Raw genomic sequence first — 18,102 nt, 5'->3', positions numbered from 1 at the left:
AACCTTAGCCTTCGAAATCAAAGTCGTCATCACCATTGTTGTTTCCGTTACCTCTTCCGTTTCTATCGCGTTTATTCAATTGTTGGTTGAAACGGTAGATTAAAGATAGATTAACCTGACGCTGTCTCCATTGAAATTCACTGTAACGTTCAAAAAAGTCTGTCGTTGTAGTCGATTGACGTTTTCTGGAGTTTAACAAGTCTCTTACGTTTAAGGAAACAGTTAAATTGTTATTGAACAATTCCTTACTAAATGCTAAATCTATAGAAAATATGCCATCTGTATCTGATTGCGCATCTTGTCTCGCGCCTCTGTAAAAGGCGTTTGTCTGCCAATCAATTTTTGCGGGTAAGGTAACTTTAGAACTGAATCGCGCAAACCAGCTTGTGTTTTTAGCACTATAATCCACACCATTAAAATCACCATCAGTTTCAAACTGGAAGAAGTTAAAACTAGAATTCAGTCGCAACCATTTATTAGGATTGTACAAAAACCCTAGTTCTGCACCAGTTCTTTTGTTTGTAGATAGGTTTATAGGAATTGTTCTAATGATGTCAATACCATCCGTGGTTTGCTGTCCTGTGTTTTCCTGTACACGCTCAAACGAATTGGTTTCAACTTGATAGTACACAGAAGATGTTAACGTGAGTTTATCCCATCGCTTTAAATAACCAATATCAAAAGCATTAGAAAATGCAGGCTCTAAACTAGGATTACCTTGAAACACGTTTGTTCTACTAGAACGCGTTGGGAACGGATTGATAAACCAGCCTCTTGGTCTGTTAATTCTTCTGTTGTAACCTAATGTAATACTTTCTTCACTATCGGATTCTGACCCGCTTAAATTATAAATTAAATTTACCGTTGGGAACAGGCCTAAATAGTTATTATCAAAATTTGTTTGAATTGGAAAACCAAAAGCTTCTACCAATTCTTCATCTGACAATCTAGAATCGATATCACCTTTTAACTGTGTGTGCTCTAATCGAAGACCTAATAAGAATGAAAACTTTCCAAACTTAGTACCATATTGGCTATATAAGGCATGGACGTTTTCATCATAATCAAAAACATTGGTGATGGTGTCGTTTACAACTAGTTCGCCAGTTTCTAGGTTTTCTTGCTCCAATCTGTAATTGGTGACTTCATTTTCTAGGTTACTTCTAAAACCTGCTTCAAATCGAGAATCTTCGCCAATAGGTAACACATAATCTGCTTGAATAAGATATTCCTTTTGATCCTCTGTGGTAATTTCTTGTTCAATCTGAAATGGCTCAGGGTCGGTTTGGTCTGTGGTTAGATAGTCTTCATTAAGAAAGGTAAAACCATCTTCAGCATCATTTTCATATTGAAAATCTGCCGTTAACTTATGATCTCTATCCTCACCAAATTGTTTAACATAATTTATTGCTATTTGATAGCTATTATCTTCTTCAGTTTCCTTTTCACGACGTAGAGTTTCTTCTACAATTACACCATTATTAAAACGCTCACTATTGTTTAATGATAAATCTGCGTCACTTCCTAATCTGTAAAAAATACTACCTGTTATGGATGACTTTTCACTTAAGAAATACTCCATACCTACATTGGCATTGTAATTTCTGTTAAGACGCTCAACTTCTTGGTCCTCACGTATTCTACGATATTCTGGCTCTATGGTTTCTCCATCGACTACGCGATCAAAATAGGTGATATCATTAAAACTGTTTCTTGGGGCGTCATAATAACGCCAACTTAGGTTAGAAAAGAGATTGTATTTTTCGGTTCTGTAATTTATGCTAGCGTTTAACCCAACATTATCAGGATTACCAATTGTAAAGTTAAATGAGCCATTAAACCCTAAGGTTTCTTTTTGCCTAAGAATAATATTTAAAATTCCTGCTGTACCTTCAGCATCATACCTTGCAGAAGGAGACGTAATCACCTCAACACGCTCTATGGCTTCTGCGGGCAATTGGCTCAATACATTAGTGTCTCCAAAGCCTGCAAGGGCAGAGGGTTTACCGTTGATTAAGATTCGTACGTTTTCATTACCTCGCAAACTTATGGCACCTTCAATATCTACAGACACAGAAGGTACATTGTTTAGTGCATCACTAACGGTACCACCAGCAGTAGTTAAATCCTTACCAATGTTATAAACTTTTTTATCGAGCTTTATCTCAACCGATGTACGTTCTGCAACAATCTCAACTTCGTTAAGAGACTCTACATCCAATGCAAGGCTTACTGTACCAAGGTCAATGGAGTCATTAATAGTTTTGTCAAGGTAATTTTTTGCTTTGTATGAAATGTATTCTACTGATATATCGTAAGTACCTGAAGGTATTTCTACACTAAAGTATCCGTTAGCATCGGTAATTCCTCCATCTATAATTTTATTATCTGGTTTAGATTTAAAGGTTACAGTAGCATATTCTAAAGGTATATTTGAGCCCTCTTCAACGACTTTCCCTTCAACTTTTATGTCTTTTTGTGCATATAAAGACGTGCAGGTTAAAACTGTAAAAATAAATGAATAAATAAATTGTCTCATAAAAGTGATTGGTGTTTTTACGTTTTGATGCGCAAAAATACTTTTACTTGTGGTGAGATAGGTTAATCTTTTGTTAAAGGAAAATACGGATTGTTTATAGTGGTATTAGAATGGTCTATTATCCTTTATCCTTCTTTCTTTTTTTACGTTTTTTCTTTTTTTCTTTTTTGACCTCTTGTTCGTCAAAATTTCCTTTTATCATTTCCTTTATTTTGGCCATATCATCCTTGGAAATGAGTTCTTCAAGCTCTTTAAAGTGTGAGTTATCTAGTTTTTTAACAGCTTCCTCGCGATCAAAATTTCGCTCGTATTTTACTTTTAAGACCTCTTGTTTAGCATCAAAATAAGAGTTCAGATATTGTTTGATGATTTCCTTTTGGAATTCATCAGCTTCAAGCGTTGTTAGGAAATTAGCAATAAACTCTTCTTTGCGTTCTTCTATTTTACGTTTATAATTTTCAATATCTTTCTCTGTAGGTTCACGGTTAACTACTGGATTGCCCATACGATCTCTACGTTGTGCAAAGATATTGAGACCTAAAAATAGTGCAAAGGTGATTAATACAATCTTTTTCATTTTATATGATATTTAAAATAGACTCTGGTGGTCTTCCGACCACAGCTTTATTTTTATTGATAACAATTGGCCGTTCAATTAATTTGGGATTAGCGACCATTGCTTCTATGATTTGTTTATCTGTAAGCGTTTTTCCTTTATATTCAGCTTTCCAAACGGCTTCATTTTTACGAACTAAATCAATAGGTTCTATTCCTAATTTTGAAATTAAAACTTTCAATTCCGCTTCAGAAAATTTGTTTTCAAGGTATCTCACAACTTCAAATTCTTTGCTAGACTCTTCTAAAAGTGCAAGACCTTCTCTTGATTTACTACATCTTGGGTTATGGTATATTGTAATCATATTTGTTTGTTTTGTCCAATTATTGTGCCGTATCTTTTTGCCCCATCATCATAAGGTAAGCTTTTAAGAACGGTTCAATATCTCCATCCATAACAGCATCGACGTTTCCTGTTTCATGGGCTGATCTTACATCTTTTACCAGTTTATAAGGGTGCATCACATAGTTTCTAATTTGGCTTCCCCATTCAATCTTCATTTTACTAGCCTCAATATCGTCGCGTTGTGCCATTTGTTTTTGTAGTTCAATTTCGTACAACTGCGATTTAAGCATTTGCATAGCTCTGGTACGGTTATCATGCTGAGAGCGCGTTTCAGAACATTGAATTTGAATCCCAGTTGGTTTGTGTAATAATTGAACTTTGGTTTCAACCTTGTTGACATTTTGTCCACCAGCACCACTAGAGCGAGCCGTAGTGATTTCAATATCAGAAGGGTTAATTTCAATCTCAATGGAATCATCCACCAATGGATATACATATACAGATGCAAAACTGGTATGTCGCTTGGCATTACTATCAAAAGGTGAGATACGTACTAAACGATGTACACCATTTTCGCCTTTAAGCCAACCAAAGGCATAATCACCTTCAATTTCTAATGTTACGGTTTTAATACCTGCAACATCGCCTTCCTGTAAATTGAGTTCTTTTACTTTGTAACCACTTTTTTCAGCATACATTAAATACATGCGCATAAGCATACTTGCCCAATCACAAGACTCTGTTCCACCAGCACCTGCAGTAATTTGAAGTACAGCACTTAAACTGTCTCCCTCTTCGGAGAGCATATTTTTAAATTCGAGTTTCTCAATGGCAGTTAAGGCTTTTCCGTAACGAATCTCTACATTTTCAAGTTCAGCTTCGCCTTCTTTATAAAATTCATAGATGACCTCTAAGTCTTCATAAAGCTCTTTTGCGGTGTTAAAATCCTCGACCCAACTTTTCTTTTCACGGATAGATCGCATAATCTTCTGTGCTTTTTGGGAATCGTTCCAAAAATCAGGATCAAAAGTTTGCTCTTCTTCGTTGGCAATTTCTATAAGTTTGGCATCTAAGTCAAAGATACTGTCTAAGTGCGTCTAGACGGGAATTAAGATCTTTTATTTGATCTGATGTAATCATAAGTAGTCGTAATTTCTGCAAATATAATATGCCTCGTTAAAGTGCCATAATTTTCAATCGGTTTTTTAGAAATTCCGTAGTTTTATGACTCAATATTCTTAATATGAAAAAACTATACCTTCCTTTAATCTTCTTACTGGCATGTTTACAGTTAAATGCACAGATTTTAAACAAAAAGGACCTTAAGTTTTATGAAGGCTTTTTTGATTTTTACTACGAAGAAAGCACAGACAAAATATTTTTAAAGGTTAAAAAACTGAATGAGGAATTTCTTTATGTGAACTCATTGGCATCAGGTGTTGGTAGTAATGATATTGGATTGGATAGAGGGCAGTTGGGCAATGAGCGTTTGGTGTATTTTCAAAAAGCAGGTAACAAATTGCTGTTAATTCAACCAAATTTAAAATTCAGAGCCAATACGGATAATGAATTAGAGCGTAAAAGTATTGAACAGGCCTTCGCCAAATCAGTATTATTCGGGTTTAAAATCCTCTCGGAAGACAAAGGAAATTTCATAGTTGATTTCACACCATTTTTAATGGAAGATACCCATGGAGTAGCCTATAGATTAAAACAAAGAAAAGAAGGTACTTATAAAATTGATGCTTCAAAAAGTGCTTTGTCGTTAGAGCGTACAAAGGCATTTCCTGAGAATGTTGAGTTTGAAGCTATGCTAACCTTTAAGGGTCAACCAACAGGTAAAAATTTAAGAAGTGTTACACCTACGTCGTCTTTAGTGACTGTAGTCCAACATCACTCGTTTATAAAATTACCAGGTAACGATTATGAGCCACGTGAATTTGACCCTCGAAGCGGAGCAATATCCATCTCTTTTATGGATTATGCTGCGCCAATTCAAGAGGATATTAGAAAACGGTATATCATTAGGCATCGTTTAGAAAAGAAAAACCCAAATGCTGAAATCAGTGAAGCAAAAGAGCCGATAATCTATTATCTCGATCCTGGTACGCCAGAACCTGTACGCTCTGCATTGTTGGATGGTGCACGTTGGTGGAACGAAGCCTACGAAGCTATTGGCTTTAAAGATGCATTTCAGGTGAAAATGCTACCTAAGGATGCAGATCCTATGGATTGCCGTTATAATGTCATCCAATGGGTGCACAGAAGTACACGAGGTTGGAGCTATGGAGCGAGTGTTGTTGACCCAAGAACAGGAGAAATAATAAAAGGCCATGTAAGTTTGGGAAGTTTGCGGATTCGTCAAGATTATATGATTGCACAAGCCTTAATGAATAAACCCTTTGCCGAAAGCGATGATAATTATCAACCTATGTTAGACATGGCTTTGGCGAGAATACGTCAATTGAGCGCTCATGAAGTAGGACACACCATAGGGTTTGCACACAACTTTGCGGCAAGTACCAACGATAGAGCTTCGGTAATGGATTACCCACATCCTCAGATTTCGCTCAATAATGGAGATATTGATTTTAGTAATGCTTACGCTACAGGAATAGGTGAGTGGGATAAGGTTACCGTGGCTTACAGTTATTCTGAATTTGATAAAAATGCAGATGAAGAAGAAGCATTAAATCAAATATTGAAAGAAGCACAGGATTCAGGATTACGATTTATAACGGATTCTGATGCAAGAGCCTCTGGTGGAGCACATGCATTATCACATTTATGGGATAACGGTAAATCTGCAGCAGATGAGCTAAATAATGTTTTAGAATTGCGTAAAAAAGCGATTTTAAATTTTTCGGAAGATAATATTAGGAGTTATGAGCCATATTCCGTTTTAGAGGATGTATTTGTACCCTTATATTTTTATCATCGCTATCAGGTGGAAGCGGCAACTAAGGTTATTGGAGGTTTAGATTATAACTATACTTTAAAAGAAGATGGGCAATTCACGGTAGAACTTATTGATGTTGATATTCAAAAGGAAACTTTAGAAGCGGTTTTAAAAACTTTAAACGCTGAAACTTTGGCAATTCCTAAGAACAAATTGAACCTATTTCCACCTAGAGCATTTGGTTATAACCGTTCTCGAGAATCCTTTAAAGGAAAAACAGGTGTTGCTTTTGATCCTTTGAGTGCTGCAAATACTTCGAGTGATATGACCTTAAAATATTTGTTACATCCACAGCGAGCCAATAGATTGGTGCTACAAAAGAGTTTGGATAATAATCAATTGAGTTTAGATGCTGTAATTGATGATATAATAAAACAGACTTTTGAAAAGACCTTTGAAGACGCTTATTTAGTGGAAATTCAACAGCAGATAAATGTAAATGTTTTAAAGTATTTAATGAATTTAGCTACGAATGATGAAAGCTATTTTCAGACAAAAGCCATAGCAAACAATGCTATACGCAATATTGCCCAAGGAAATTTATCTCTAGACGAAATGAAGATGCAATACAATTTCTTGATTAAAGAATTTTATGAGCATCCAGAAAAATTTAAGATTGAGGCATCACCAAAAATACCAGATGGTTCGCCAATTGGTAGTGATATTTGTAATTATAATTCAAATTAGAACATGATAATAGACTTAAGAAGCGATACCGTTACAAAACCAACTAAAAGCATGTTAGAAGCTATGCTAACGGCAGAAGTTGGTGATGATGTATATAAAGAAGACCCAACAGTAAATGCTTTGGAAAAGCGCTTAGCCAATATGTTCGGTATGGATGAAGCTTTGTTTTTTCCAACGGGTAGTATGGCTAATCAAGCGGCACTAAAGTTGCATACCAATCCAGGTGAACAGGTCATCTGTGATAAGTATGCACATATTTATAACTATGAAGGAGGTGGAGCTTCATTTAATAGTGGCATTTCTTGTAAGCTGGTGGATGGACATCGTGGAATGTTTACGGCAGAACAAGCAGAAGCTTCCATAAACCCACCAGATTTTTATCATAGTCCATTAACGTCTTTAATTGCTGTAGAAAATACCACAAATAAAGGAGGTGGAGCCTGCTGGGATTTTGAAGAACTTAAGAAGTTGAGAAAAGTGGCAGATACACATAATTTAGGCTATCATTTAGATGGTGCAAGACTTTGGAACGCCTTAATTGCCAAAGATGAAAATCCTGAGCAATATGGAGAGTTGTTTGATACAATTTCAGTTTGCCTGAGCAAAGGATTAGGTTGCCCAATTGGTTCTGTGTTAATGGGTAACAAAGAGATTATGAAAGGTGCCATTAGAGTAAGAAAAATTCTCGGTGGAGGTATGCGGCAAGTAGGGTATTTGGCTGCAGCAGGACTTTATGCCTTGGATAATCATTTTGAACGATTAACAGAAGATCACAAAAAAGCTAAGGAAATAGGAGAGGTGCTCTCACAATTAAATCAGATTAAGAAAGTAGAGCCTATTGAAACCAACATAGTTATTTTTGAATTGAATGATGATATTGACGAAACACAATTTTTAAATATACTGAAAGACAAAAACATTCATATTATTGGTATGGGAAGTAATAAGTTACGAATGGTTACACATTTAGACTACACAGACCAAATGCACAAAAAGTTACTAAATTTGTTAAGTGCGTTCTGATTTTGAAAGTTTATCTTCAACACATTAACGAGAATATTTAGAGGTGTTGTGTAATACTTATACTTTCGTCCTACCTAAATTTTAACCATGAAACTTAGCGTTTTAATTCCAATGTATAATGTCGAGGACCACATCAGCAACTGTTTAGACAGTGTGATTAATCAAGACATTCCTACTGAGGATTATGAAATAATTGTACTCAATGATGGTTCTACGGACAGCTCATATGAAATTGCTAAGCACTATGCAGAGGAGTACGATAACATAAGACTTTACACACATGAGAATATTGGTCTATACGCTACTCGAAACAAGTTATTGCAATTAGCTAATGGGAAGTATATATACAACCTAGATTCGGATGACTATATCGTTCATAATTCATTGGGTAAAATTATTAATATAGCGATTGAAAAGGATGTTGATGTTTTGGGTTTTGATTATATTTCTACACCTAGAAAAGATTTGCATGCATCCACAAAGAATGATCAAAAGCTAAGCGTAGAGGTGGAAAGTGGTAATCATTTTTTGGCAAATAATGCATACCATGCTAACACTGTGTGGTGGTATTTCATAAAAAGAGATTTTATGAAAAAACATGCATTGAGCTTTGATGAAAATAATCCATTAGGTGATGGGCCTTTCACCCTTAGGTTATTTCATATGGCTAAACGCATGCTATATTTGCCCATAGATATTCATAGGTATGTAATAGTGCCAACCTCGATTATGAATAGCAATGAAAGGAAACATCTAGCTAAAATGATTGATAATTATATGGAGATTTTTGATCGTTATAATTTATTAGCTTCTGATATTGCCAAAAAAAATGACCCAAAATTGGATGATGTAGTTCATAAAGTAGAGCATTGGCGCGATGTTAATGTATATGTAATGTTCTATACATTAATTAAATCGGGAATTTCAATCAGTGAAATAAATAAAATACTTAAAAAACTTAAAGCGATTGATGCCTATCCAATAAAAAACTTCATAGGAGAACGCTATAATTCTCTTAAACATAATACTCTAATCTATATTTTCAATAACAAGTTTTTATTTTACACAATATTGTTTCCATGTAGGTTGCTTTACAGGTTTAGACTATTAAACTTTTAAGGTATATATGAAGCTAAGTATTATCATCCCACTTTATAATTCTGGACATTTCCTTGGTAAATGCATAGATAGTTTACTAAGACAAAACTTAAAACCAGAAGGTTATGAGATTTTAGTAATTAATGACGGCTCTACAGACAATAGTTTAGAAGTTGCTTTAAAATTTGAAAAAGAATACTCTAATATTAATGTATTCACCAAAACCAATGGTGGAGTGGGTAGTGCAAGAAACATGGGTATGTCTTTGGCAAAAGGAGAATATATTTACTTTATAGACCCAGACGATTATTTGACTAAAAATGTTTTACAGTCTATTCTTAATGAAGCAATAAATAATTCACTGGATATATTAACTTTTTTGTCCAAACAAACAACTGACCCAAATTTTTTTAGTGAAAGCCCACAAGCTAAGAATATACAAAGCACTAAGATATATAATGGTGTAGATTATATAGCTAATAATCGATATCAAAATGAAGTATGGTGGTATATTATTAAAAGATCATTTATTGAAGAAACAAAGATCAGATTTATAGAAGATAGATGGATGGAGGATGCTATTATAACACCACAATTATTTTTAAAGGCAAATAGAATAGCCAAATTTCCGATAGATGCCCATAGGCATTTAATTGTTAAAGATTCTGCCATGAAGAGCAAGGAGCCGACACATTATTTGAGAGTTATAGATGATAACAGAAATGCCGCTATAATATTTGAGTCCATTATTGAAGATTTAGAAAAGAACAATTCAAATCCAAATTGTATTAAACGCTTAAGAACGAGACAACAGTCTTTTGTGTTTTTTATGATGGTAAGAATGATGAAATCTACACTAACTATAGACAGAGTAAAGCTTGTAATGAATGAGCTATCCACTACTGGTGCTTATCCTATGGATAGTTTTGTTGGCAAAGATTACAAAGGGGTGACCTATACCATTTTGACAAAACTATTTAACAACAAGAACTTGTTTTATGTTTTGTTTAGGTTGTTCAATCCGTTGCTTAAATAATTTCTCTCGACAGCCATTTTCCGTTGTAAAAACTTAAGATAGATAGTATAAAAAAAGGAGACAAATTAATTATTGTCTCCTTTTCTTAGTATTATTAATACCGTATGTTAATGTTAGTGTTAGGGATATTTATTAGGGATATTTCTACCACCACCAGCACCAGTACTGAGGAGGATCATACTCACATAACTCTCCACCTTGAGAACTATGTCCGCTTACTACTTCTATCACTCCACGTCTGTAACCTGGTCCAATATTCAACCAGCAGTTGGTTTTAATCTTGGTATAATAACAGTTACCTACATAAATGTAAACGTACTTACCAAAAGTACCGTCAGCGTTAGCACCGTTGATAGTAAAGTTTTCATTTGCACCAACTACACTATCAAATATCTTAGTAGCACACCATGTGTTTTCGTAACGTTGATATACTCTTACTCTGTAATCATTGTGCCAATCCCAGTTTAAGGTTAGGTCAGTAACATCACCAATACAGTCATTACACTCTTCTTCATCAAGTTCTAATCTGAAGTTGAAATCCATAATGTAAAGGAGTTCACCTGTAGATAGATCCGTTATCCAGCCCCAAGTACTTAAACCTAGAGCTCCGATGTTTGAATCGTAGTTAGCTCCACCAGGACCTACATGAGCACCAAAATTTGGAGTGCTAGGATCGTTTGGGTCAGGTCTTTGAGTTAAGCCAAAAGTACCAGTTAAATCACAATCACCACCATTGGCAGTTAATGTACTTCTAGTTTCATCTATAACATAGAAGTTCATGTCTTCAGAATTAGATGCATCACCAGCAGTACCTTCTTTTTTGTGACCACCACCGATGGCTTGCCATTCAGCCCATGTCTTTTTGTTTATAAACCAAACGTCAACATCCACTACACATGTACCAGAAACCGTAGTTCCTACTAAATGAGCGGAACCGTCTGTATACTCAGTAAAAACCATGTTATCATCATTTACAGCACTGTAATATGACGAAGGACTATCATAGTCTGTTCCGGTAATAGACCACCACATATTAGATATAGGTTGTCCATCGTTACTGTTAGGTGCTCTGTCTGCATCAATGACATTGTAAACCTGAGCCACTGAGCCACCAGTGCTTAAGTTAGACATACCAACATTCATTAGGGTATTGTCATTCAGAATTTCACTGTTTTCATTGAAAATTAATTCTTTGTCTTCTTCACCGTCAGACACAACGTTTCCATCTTTGTCAAAACGTAACTCAGCTTGTCGCTCTTCTAAAGCTTGATCTTCAGTTGATTCCTTTTGACACGATGCAAAAATTACTAGCACCGCAAGTAATAAAAATTTTGAGATTTTTTTCATGATTATAAATTGGTTAATAGCATTAATACTAACCAAATATAAAATTTAACGTTTTTTTAGTAATATTTTTTAGACCAAATACCAATCTTCCTGTTTTAATAAAAACACATTGCATTTCGTCGTTAAAATAAGTATTTGGATGGGAATTTACTTGCACCTTAACTAATTGATTAGTAAAGTATTGTATTTATATAGAAGAGAAATTTATAAAATACTATTTCTTAAATATACAGATGCGCATATACCTAATAATGAAAAAAGAAAGTAAAAGTAGAAGTAGAAGCTTTATTTAAACATATCCATCCCTGGAATGTTGGGCATGCCTTCTTTAGCTACAGCAGCGATTTCGGTTTCATGAACTTCCGTTGCTTTCTCTATCGCTTTATTGAGTGTTAGGATTAAGTAATCCTCTAACATTTCTTTGTCTTGAAGAAGCTCGTCATCAATTGATATGGATTTCAGAGTTCTATTGGCAGTTATAGTAACTTTAAGCTTTTCATCATTGCTTATTTCATCTATTAAAACAGTGTGTAAGCGTTCTTTGGTTTCTTCCACTTTTTTTTGAGCTTCTTTTAATTTGCTCATCATTCCCATCATATCTCCAAACATAGTTATAGCCTTTTAAATTAATACGATGCAAAATTACTAAATTGCGCCACTTTTAGACTAATTTTTTCTTAAAAACAAATGACAAAACATTCTAATGTAAAACCTCCAATTGCAAAGAAGATTCCTCATCACTTAGAAAAGCATGGTGATCTACGTGTTGATAATTACTTTTGGATGAAAGACAGAGATCATCCTGAGGTCATCAACTACCTTAATGCAGAAAACGAGTACTGCGACACGCAAATGGCTCATACAAAAGGTTTTCAAAAAGATTTGTTTGAAGAAATGAAAGCCAGAATCAAAGAGGATGATTCTTCAGTGCCTTATAAGTATAACGGCTATTGGTACATCACTAGATTTGAAAAAGGAAAGGGTTATCCAATTTATTCTCGAAAGAAAGATTCGTTGAACAATCCTGAAGAAGTATTATTTGATTGTAATAAAATGGCAGAAGGCCATAGTTACTTTAAATTGGCAGGCATTAGTGTCAGCCCTAATAATAAATTGGTTTCATACGGAGTTGATACCACAGGGAGAAGGAATTACACCATACATGTAAAAAATATTGAATCGGGAGAAGTTGCAAATGATAGAGTTTTGCATACTACAGGATCTTCAAGCTGGGCAAATGACAATAAAACACTTTTCTACACTAAGAAAGATGAGGTTACGCTTAGAGCATATCAGATTTATAAGCATAAATTAGGAGAAAAAGATGATGAATTAATATTTCAAGAAGGAGACGATACTTTTGGTGTTACAGTGTACAAATCCAAATCCCGAAAATATATCATCATCGCTTGTTATAGCACATTAACCAACGAGTACCATATCCTTAATGCAGACCAACCCGACGGAAAATTTGAAGTCTTTCAAAAAAGAGTTAGAGGACTAGAGTACAGTATTTCTCATTATAAGAATCATTTCTACATTTTAACCAACAAGGACAAAGCGACAAACTTTAAGTTAATGAAATGCAGAGAAGAAGATCGCAAAATAAATAATTGGGAAGAAGTCATAGCACATAGAAAGGATGTCCTTATTGAGAACATAGATATTTTTAAAGATTACCTAGTGGTAAGCGAAAGAAGTAATGGGCTCAATGAAATAAGAATAAAAAGGTGGGACGGAACCCAAGACTATTACTTACCGTTCGATAATGAGACGTATACCGCATATACAGGTACCAATGTAGACTTTGATACCGAATTGTTGCGCTATGGGTACAATTCCCTAACAACGCCATCCTCGGTGATAGAATTCAATATGCGTACTAAGACTAAGACAGTTCTTAAAGAACAAGAGGTTTTGGGCGGAAAATTCAAAAAAGAAAATTATACTTCTGAGCGCATTTGGGCCACAGCGGAGGATGGAACCAAGATACCGATGTCTGTGGTTTACAAAAAAGGAATTAAGAAAGATGGAAATAATCCTTTATTACAGTATGCTTACGGTAGCTATGGCTCTACTGTAGACCCTTATTTTTCTTCTGTACGTTTAAGCTTGTTGGATAGAGGTTTTATTTACGTTATAGCTCATGTTAGAGGTGGTGAGTACCTTGGGCGCCAGTGGTACGAAGACGGAAAACTGTTAAAAAAGAAAAATACGTTTAAAGATTTTATAGCATGTTCTATCCACTTAATTAAAGAACGTTATACATCTTCAAAACATTTGTATGCCATGGGCGGAAGTGCAGGAGGGTTGCTAATGGGAGCAATAATTAATGAAGCACCAGAATTGTATAATGGCATTATTGCAGCTGTGCCCTTTGTGGATGTGGTAACAACAATGCTAGATGATTCAATTCCTTTAACAACTGGTGAATATGATGAATGGGGAAATCCAAACGATATTCTCTATTATAACTATATTAAATCCTATTCGCCTTACGATAATTTACAGTCAAAAGCATATCCTAATATGCTGGTTACAACAGGTCTTAACGATTCTCAGGTACAATATTGGGAGCCGGCTAAATGGGTTGCTAAACTGAGGAATATAAAAACAGATTCTAATAAATTATATCTAAAAACTAACATGGATGCTGGTCATGGCGGTGCGTCTGGCCGTTTTGAAAGCCTTAAGGAAGATGCCGAGGAATTTGCATTTCTCTTAGATTTGGAAGGTATTTCAAGTTAGTTCAAAAAAAAATGTTACTTTTGCAAGGTTTTATGTGTCTAAACTAAAAGTTTAGAAGACAGAAATTAACATTTATGGATAAAAACAAAAATGTATTTGATAATGTATTACAGCTTATAGGTAGTACACCTCTTATCAAATTAAATAAAATGACCTCTGACTTTGATGGTGATTTTTTTGCTAAAGTTGAAGCATTTAATCCAGGTCATTCTTCCAAGGATAGAATCGCATTGCACATTATAGAAGAAGCTGAGCGTCAAGGTATCTTAACTCCTGGTGACACTATAATAGAAACAACTTCTGGTAATACGGGCTTTAGTATAGCTATGGTTAGTATTATTAAAGGTTATGAGTGTATTCTTGCTGTAAGTTCTAAGTCTTCCGCAGATAAAATAGATATGTTAAGATCTATGGGAGCTAAGGTTTATGTTTGCCCAGCTCATGTTAATGCAGATGATCCTAGGTCTTATTACCAAGTCGCTAAGCAATTACATGAAGAAATTAAAGGCTCCATATACATTAATCAATATTTTAATCAATTGAATATTGATGCGCATTACAACACTACTGGTCCTGAAATATGGAATCAAACCAATGGTGAAATCACACATTTAGTAGCATGTAGCGGAACAGGAGGAACTATTTCTGGTATTTCTAAATATTTGAAAGAACAGAACCCAAATGTAAAAGTTATTGGTGTTGATGCTTATGGTTCTGTATTGAAAAAGTATCATGAAACCCGTGAGTTTGACGATAAAGAGATTTACCCATACAGAATTGAAGGATTAGGTAAGAACTTAATCCCAACGGCTACAGATTTTGACTTAATCGATAAGTTTGTAAAGGTAACTGACGAAGAAAGCGCTCATACAGCACGTGAGATTTCTAATACTGAAGGGCTTTTTGTAGGCTACACAAGTGGTGCGGCAATGCAAGCATTAAAGCAACTTAATGAGGAAGGTGAATTTAAACCTTCTGACAAGGTTGTGGTCATATTTCCAGATCATGGTTCTCGTTATATGAGTAAAGTTTACAGTGATAAATGGATGGCAGATCAAGGCTTTTTTGATAGTAAAAACGAAGTTTCGACCACCATAGAGTATATAAAATAAAGTAACTAACTAACAATAGACCTATCATAGAAATATGGTAGGTTTTTTTATGTTCAAAACTTAGTGGATAGTAAAATTAAATAAATTATGCTGTCATAATATTATTACCTAATTTTGCGGACACTAACAAGATTAAATTAACTAAGATTCAAAGTCTATTTTATGTATCATTCGGCATAAGAAAACTAGGCTTATTGCAACCGTAGCGTATGAAGGATTTATTTGAAAAGATTTACAGAGATAAAGGACCATTAGGAAAGTGGGCTGCTCAAGCAGAAGGTTATTTTGTGTTTCCAAAGCTCGAAGGTGAGATTTCTAACAGAATGAAATTTCAGGGCAAAGAAGTTATAACATGGAGTATTAATGATTATTTGGGATTGGCCAACCATCCCGAAGTTAGAAAAGTAGATGCTGAAGCTGCTGCGCAATATGGCTCAGCTTATCCGATGGGAGCAAGAATGATGTCTGGTCACACGGATTTGCACGAGCAACTGCAGAGCGAACTTGCCGAATTTGTAAACAAAGAAGCTGCTTACCTTTTAAACTTTGGTTATCAAGGTATGGTTTCTACCATCGATGCCTTAGTCTCAAAAGACGATATTATTGTTTACGATGTTGACGCACATGCCTGTATTATTGATGGCGTTCGTTTGCACATGGGCAAGCGTTTTACTTACAAGCACAATGATGTAGAAAGCCTAGAAAAAAACCTAGAGCGTGCTACAAAAATGGCAGAACAAACTGGCGGAGGAATTTTAGTAATTTCTGAAGGTGTGTTTGGTATGCGTGGTGAACAAGGTCGATTAAAGGAAATCGTTGCACTAAAAGAGAAGTTTAACTTTAGACTCTTTGTTGATGACGCTCATGGTTTTGGTACGTTAGGTAAAACTGGTGCAGGAGCAGGTGAGGAACAAGGTGTACAAGATGACATAGACGTTTACTTTGCAACATTTGCTAAGTCAATGGCAAGTACAGGAGCGTTTATTGCTGCTGATCAAGAAATTATAGATTATTTAAAATATAACTTGCGTTCTCAGATGTTTGCAAAGTCTTTGCAAATGCAATTAGTGGTTGGTGCGTTAAAACGATTAGATATGTTGCGCACTATGCCAGAACTTAAAAAGAATCTTTGGACCATCGTTGATGCGTTGCAATCGGGTTTAAAAGAGCGTGGTTTTGATATAGGAACTACACAAAGTTGTGTCACTCCGGTTTACTTAAAAGGTAGCATTCCTGAAGCTATGGCTTTGGTAAAAGACTTGCGTGAAAATCATGGAATATTCTGTTCTATAGTGGTTTACCCTGTAATACCTAAAGGAATGATTTTACTTAGAATGATTCCAACAGCAACACATACTTTAGAGGATGTAAGAGATACTTTAGACGCTTTTGATGCGATTAGAGATCGTTTGGTAAATGGAACTTATAAAAGAATGTCTGCAGCATTAATTGCAGCAATGGGAGAATAATAATTACTTTATTATAGATATAAAAAAGGCTTTGCAATTTGCAAAGCCTTTTTCTGTTATAAGTCTTTTCTCAGTGTTTTTCTCCGTTTGTAAACTACAGGGTCAAAATGTTTCCAGATTTTGTGTATAGCCTCATTATCCTCTAATTCTGGTGTTCTGTAACAGGTTTGTATACTTTTTTTAGTAAAGGTTTCATAATATTCATTAAATATTACGGCATGTACACCTTTGTTCTGATATTCTGGATGCACTCCAATTAAGTAAAAAATAACATCCTTACTTTTCTTTTTGGCTTTAAGAATATGACTAAAACCTACTGGAAATAACCTACCGTTTGCTTTCTGTAACGCTTCAGCAAACTTAGGCATTACTATGGCGAATGCAATAAGATTGTCATTTTCATCAACAACAAACTTTATATAATCAGGATTTACAAAACTTATAAATTTACTTTTAAAATAGGCTTTCTGAAGGTCTGTAATTTCGACAAATGAAGCTAAAGAGGCATAGCTTTCATTAAATAAATCAAACATTCGATCAGCATAAGGCATGACCTCTTCAGTTTTTGTAAACTTCAGTGCTTTAAGCTTATAACGTCTTTTAATAAGCTCTTGCGCTTTTTTAAAAGTCTCAGGTTTTACATTTTCGAAAGGAAACTTGCTTTCAGAATATTCCTTTTCAATTTTATAGCCATGTTCCAAATAGTGGTTAATGTAGTATGGATGATTGTACCACGTAATCATTGGTGCTATACTATCAAATCCTTCTGTCATAACTCCAACTTTATCTAAATTGGAAAAACCGACGGGACCTTCGGCATACTCAAGCTGATGCTCTCTGCCAATGCGTTCAACGGTTTCTAATAAAGCCTTACTGACTTCCAGATCATCAATAAAGTCAAACCATCCAAAACGCATTTTTTTTATTTGCTGTTTGTTGACTTCGAGCCAATTTACAATGGCTGCCACACGACCAACAATTTTATGGTCTCTATACGCCAGAAAAAATCGAGCTTCAGCATCATTAAAAATAGGATTTTTATCCTTGTCGAAGGTTTCTAGCTCTTGCCTGATAATTGGTGGAACCCAATATTTTGAATCTTTGTAAAGCGTGAATGGAAACTTTACAAATACCTTTAGGTCTTTTTTGGTTGTGGCTTCTTTAATTGTAATCATGCAGTTGC

14 protein-coding genes are annotated in these 18,102 nt (G+C 34.9%); 7 read left to right on the top strand and 7 right to left on the bottom strand.

Annotated elements, in window-relative coordinates:
- Positions 1-4 precede the first annotated feature (4 nt).
- From F1003_RS02685 to prfB, 4 genes are all read right to left on the bottom strand, one after another.
- Complete coding sequence (locus F1003_RS02685; protein ID WP_155087658.1) at positions 5-2,539, bottom strand: TonB-dependent receptor; 2,535 nt, start codon at positions 2,537-2,539, stop codon at positions 5-7.
- Between the two features lie 118 nt (positions 2,540-2,657).
- Positions 2,658-3,116, bottom strand: a complete 459-nt coding sequence (locus F1003_RS02680) for a hypothetical protein (protein ID WP_155087657.1) — start codon at positions 3,114-3,116, stop codon at positions 2,658-2,660.
- A 1-nt stretch (position 3,117) separates the two neighbouring features.
- Complete coding sequence (gene arsC, locus F1003_RS02675; protein WP_155087656.1) at positions 3,118-3,459, bottom strand: arsenate reductase (glutaredoxin); 342 nt, start codon at positions 3,457-3,459, stop codon at positions 3,118-3,120.
- Between the two features lie 19 nt (positions 3,460-3,478).
- A protein-coding gene (prfB, locus tag F1003_RS02670) for a peptide chain release factor 2 (RefSeq protein ID WP_155087655.1) occupies positions 3,479-4,580 on the bottom strand; the annotation gives its coding sequence in 2 pieces (ribosomal slippage) (positions 3,479-4,516 and positions 4,518-4,580; 1,101 coding nt in all).
- Positions 4,581-4,683: 103 nt separating this feature from the next.
- On the opposite strand from prfB, the gene F1003_RS02665 reads away from it, so the two are divergent.
- The 4 genes from F1003_RS02665 (at position 4,684) to F1003_RS02650 (ending at position 10,243) form a co-directional block, all read left to right on the top strand.
- Entirely contained in the window at positions 4,684-7,086 is a 2,403-nt protein-coding gene (locus F1003_RS02665; RefSeq protein WP_155087654.1) for a zinc-dependent metalloprotease, read from the top strand.
- 3 nt (positions 7,087-7,089) lie between these two features.
- Positions 7,090-8,109, top strand: a complete 1,020-nt coding sequence (locus F1003_RS02660) for a threonine aldolase family protein (RefSeq protein ID WP_155087653.1) — start codon at positions 7,090-7,092, stop codon at positions 8,107-8,109.
- An 87-nt stretch (positions 8,110-8,196) separates the two neighbouring features.
- Positions 8,197-9,228 (top strand): glycosyltransferase, encoded by a 1,032-nt coding sequence (locus F1003_RS02655; protein ID WP_155087652.1) that lies wholly within the window; start codon positions 8,197-8,199, stop codon positions 9,226-9,228.
- Positions 9,229-9,235: 7 nt separating this feature from the next.
- Entirely contained in the window at positions 9,236-10,243 is a 1,008-nt protein-coding gene (locus F1003_RS02650; RefSeq protein ID WP_155087651.1) for a glycosyltransferase, read from the top strand.
- Between the two features lie 144 nt (positions 10,244-10,387).
- Here the strand turns inward: F1003_RS02650 and F1003_RS02645 are convergent, their stop codons facing one another.
- Both F1003_RS02645 and F1003_RS02640 read right to left on the bottom strand, forming a co-directional pair.
- On the bottom strand, positions 10,388-11,590 hold the full coding sequence (locus F1003_RS02645; RefSeq protein WP_155087650.1) for a hypothetical protein: 1,203 nt from the start codon (positions 11,588-11,590) through the stop codon (positions 10,388-10,390).
- Positions 11,591-11,875: 285 nt separating this feature from the next.
- The gene (locus F1003_RS02640) at positions 11,876-12,199 is read right to left on the bottom strand and encodes a YbaB/EbfC family nucleoid-associated protein (protein ID WP_155087649.1); all 324 of its coding nucleotides are present in this window, start codon (positions 12,197-12,199) and stop codon (positions 11,876-11,878) included.
- 78 nt (positions 12,200-12,277) lie between these two features.
- On the opposite strand from F1003_RS02640, the gene F1003_RS02635 reads away from it, so the two are divergent.
- From F1003_RS02635 to capB, 3 genes are all read left to right on the top strand, one after another.
- Complete coding sequence (locus F1003_RS02635) at positions 12,278-14,338, top strand: S9 family peptidase (protein ID WP_155087648.1); 2,061 nt, start codon at positions 12,278-12,280, stop codon at positions 14,336-14,338.
- A 74-nt stretch (positions 14,339-14,412) separates the two neighbouring features.
- A complete protein-coding gene (gene capA, locus F1003_RS02630) occupies positions 14,413-15,450 on the top strand; it encodes a cysteate synthase (protein ID WP_155087647.1) in 1,038 nt (345 codons plus the stop codon).
- Positions 15,451-15,659: 209 nt separating this feature from the next.
- Positions 15,660-16,919 carry a cysteate-C-fatty acyltransferase gene (capB, locus tag F1003_RS02625; RefSeq protein ID WP_155087646.1) on the top strand — a complete coding sequence of 420 codons (1,260 nt, stop codon included), beginning with the start codon at positions 15,660-15,662 and terminating at the stop codon, positions 16,917-16,919.
- 56 nt (positions 16,920-16,975) lie between these two features.
- Here the strand turns inward: capB and F1003_RS02620 are convergent, their stop codons facing one another.
- Positions 16,976-18,094: a GTP cyclohydrolase gene (locus tag F1003_RS02620; RefSeq protein ID WP_155087645.1), complete on the bottom strand. Its 1,119-nt coding sequence runs from the start codon at positions 18,092-18,094 to the stop codon at positions 16,976-16,978.
- Positions 18,095-18,102: the final 8 nt, after the last annotated feature.

It is taken from the genome of Winogradskyella ouciana (genome assembly GCF_009709615.1).
Taxonomy (GTDB): domain Bacteria; phylum Bacteroidota; class Bacteroidia; order Flavobacteriales; family Flavobacteriaceae; genus Winogradskyella; species Winogradskyella ouciana.
This window is presented reverse-complemented; position numbering and strand designations above follow the sequence as displayed.

What these genes read in the sequence shown, in the direction of transcription:
- F1003_RS02685 (WP_155087658.1), bottom strand. Translation starts at nt 2,539, where the DNA reads ATGAGACAATTTATTTATTCATTTATTTTTACAGTTTTAACCTGCACG.
- F1003_RS02680 (WP_155087657.1), bottom strand. Translation starts at nt 3,116, where the DNA reads ATGAAAAAGATTGTATTAATCACCTTTGCACTATTTTTAGGTCTCAAT.
- arsC (WP_155087656.1), bottom strand. Translation starts at nt 3,459, where the DNA reads ATGATTACAATATACCATAACCCAAGATGTAGTAAATCAAGAGAAGGT.
- F1003_RS02665 (WP_155087654.1), top strand. Translation starts at nt 4,684, where the DNA reads ATGAAAAAACTATACCTTCCTTTAATCTTCTTACTGGCATGTTTACAG.
- F1003_RS02660 (WP_155087653.1), top strand. Translation starts at nt 7,090, where the DNA reads ATGATAATAGACTTAAGAAGCGATACCGTTACAAAACCAACTAAAAGC.
- F1003_RS02655 (WP_155087652.1), top strand. Translation starts at nt 8,197, where the DNA reads ATGAAACTTAGCGTTTTAATTCCAATGTATAATGTCGAGGACCACATC.
- F1003_RS02650 (WP_155087651.1), top strand. Translation starts at nt 9,236, where the DNA reads ATGAAGCTAAGTATTATCATCCCACTTTATAATTCTGGACATTTCCTT.
- F1003_RS02645 (WP_155087650.1), bottom strand. Translation starts at nt 11,590, where the DNA reads ATGAAAAAAATCTCAAAATTTTTATTACTTGCGGTGCTAGTAATTTTT.
- F1003_RS02640 (WP_155087649.1), bottom strand. Translation starts at nt 12,199, where the DNA reads ATGTTTGGAGATATGATGGGAATGATGAGCAAATTAAAAGAAGCTCAA.
- F1003_RS02635 (WP_155087648.1), top strand. Translation starts at nt 12,278, where the DNA reads ATGACAAAACATTCTAATGTAAAACCTCCAATTGCAAAGAAGATTCCT.
- capA (WP_155087647.1), top strand. Translation starts at nt 14,413, where the DNA reads ATGGATAAAAACAAAAATGTATTTGATAATGTATTACAGCTTATAGGT.
- capB (WP_155087646.1), top strand. Translation starts at nt 15,660, where the DNA reads ATGAAGGATTTATTTGAAAAGATTTACAGAGATAAAGGACCATTAGGA.
- F1003_RS02620 (WP_155087645.1), bottom strand. Translation starts at nt 18,094, where the DNA reads ATGATTACAATTAAAGAAGCCACAACCAAAAAAGACCTAAAGGTATTT.